This window comes from Acidithiobacillus concretivorus (genome assembly GCF_018853445.1).
In the GTDB taxonomy this organism is placed as follows: Bacteria; Pseudomonadota; Gammaproteobacteria; order Acidithiobacillales; family Acidithiobacillaceae; genus Acidithiobacillus; species Acidithiobacillus concretivorus.
Map to the genome: position 1 here is coordinate 1 of NZ_JABELD010000117.1, position 1,302 is coordinate 1,302.

The following is a 1,302-nucleotide window of genomic DNA, read 5'->3' on the forward strand; positions in this document are numbered from 1 at the left end:
GGCTCTTCGTCAGATTGAGTGGGTAGGGGGTAGAATGCTGTGGAGCGGTCGTGCCCTGAATTGGAGTTAGCTGATGGTCCCTGAAGAGCTGTTTTCTCTCGCGTTAGGATTGGTTCCGCCGTGGTTGGTGGATCATGTGACTTTCACGGTGGAGGAGAAACGCCTGGATCTGCACATCAACTTTCCCAAGGGTAGTCGCTTTGCTTGCTCCGTCTGTGGTGAGGAGTGTCCGGTACATGATACCCGTGACCATACTTGGCGGCACATGGATTTCTTCCAGCATGAAGCCTATCTCCATGCCCGCGTACCTCGTGTGAAGTGCCAGGAGCATGGAGTGCATCAGATATCTGTTCCCTGGGCACGGGAAGGCTCGCATTTCACCCTGCTCTTCGAAGCGCTGATCATGACCCTGGTGCGGGAGATGCCGGTATTGACCGTAGCCCGCCTAGTCGGCGAGACCGACACGCTCCTGTGGCGGGTGATTGACCACTATGTGCCAGAAGCCCGTACCAGAGTGGATATGGCCCATGTCCATGCCGTCGGCGTCGATGAAACCAGCAGTCGGCGCGGCCACGACTACATCACGCTCTTCGTGGATCTGGATGCCCGGCGACTCTTGTTCGCTACTCCCGGCAAGGATGCCAAGACCTTTGAGAGATTCTCCGCAGATCTACAGGCCCATGGTGGTAGCGCGGAAGCGATCACCGATGTGAGCATGGACCTCTCGCCGGCCTTCCAGAAAGGGGCTGCCGAGCACCTGCCCAATGCGGAGATCACTTTCGATCGTTTTCACCTCATGAAGCTCGTCAACGAGGCCGTGGACGACGTGCGCAAGGGGGAAGTCCTCACTCAGCCAAATCTCAAAAAGACCCGCTGGCTCTGGCTCAAGAACGATTGCAACCTCAAGGTGAAGCAGAAAGAAAAGCTGCAGGCATTACTCAAAGACCAGAACCTCAAGACGGCGCAGGCCTACCAGTTCCGCCTGACCTTTCAGGACATCTTCACGATCAAGAATCGCCATCAGGGGGCTACCCTCTTGAAAGCCTGGTTGGAAAACGCCAGAACCAGCGATCTGCCGCCTATCGTCAAGGTCGCCTACACCATCATGAATCACTGGGATGGCGTGCTCCGATGGTTCGAGAGCCAGATCACCAATGGAATTCTGGAAGGTTTCAACAGCCTCATTCAATCCGCCAAGGCCAAGGCTCGGGGTTACCGCACGCACAAGAACTTTATCAACATGGCCTACCTGATCCTGGGCAAGCTGGATCTCAGGCTACCCACTTGAAATGACGAGGAACC

The 1,302-nt window shown here is 56.1% G+C and carries 1 protein-coding gene; it reads left to right on the forward strand.

The window, feature by feature from the left end:
• The first annotated feature begins 73 nt into the window (after positions 1 to 73).
• Entirely contained in the window at positions 74 to 1,288 is a 1,215-nt protein-coding gene (locus HJG40_RS12695) for an ISL3 family transposase (protein ID WP_101536405.1), read from the forward strand.
• Positions 1,289 to 1,302 lie beyond the last annotated feature (14 nt).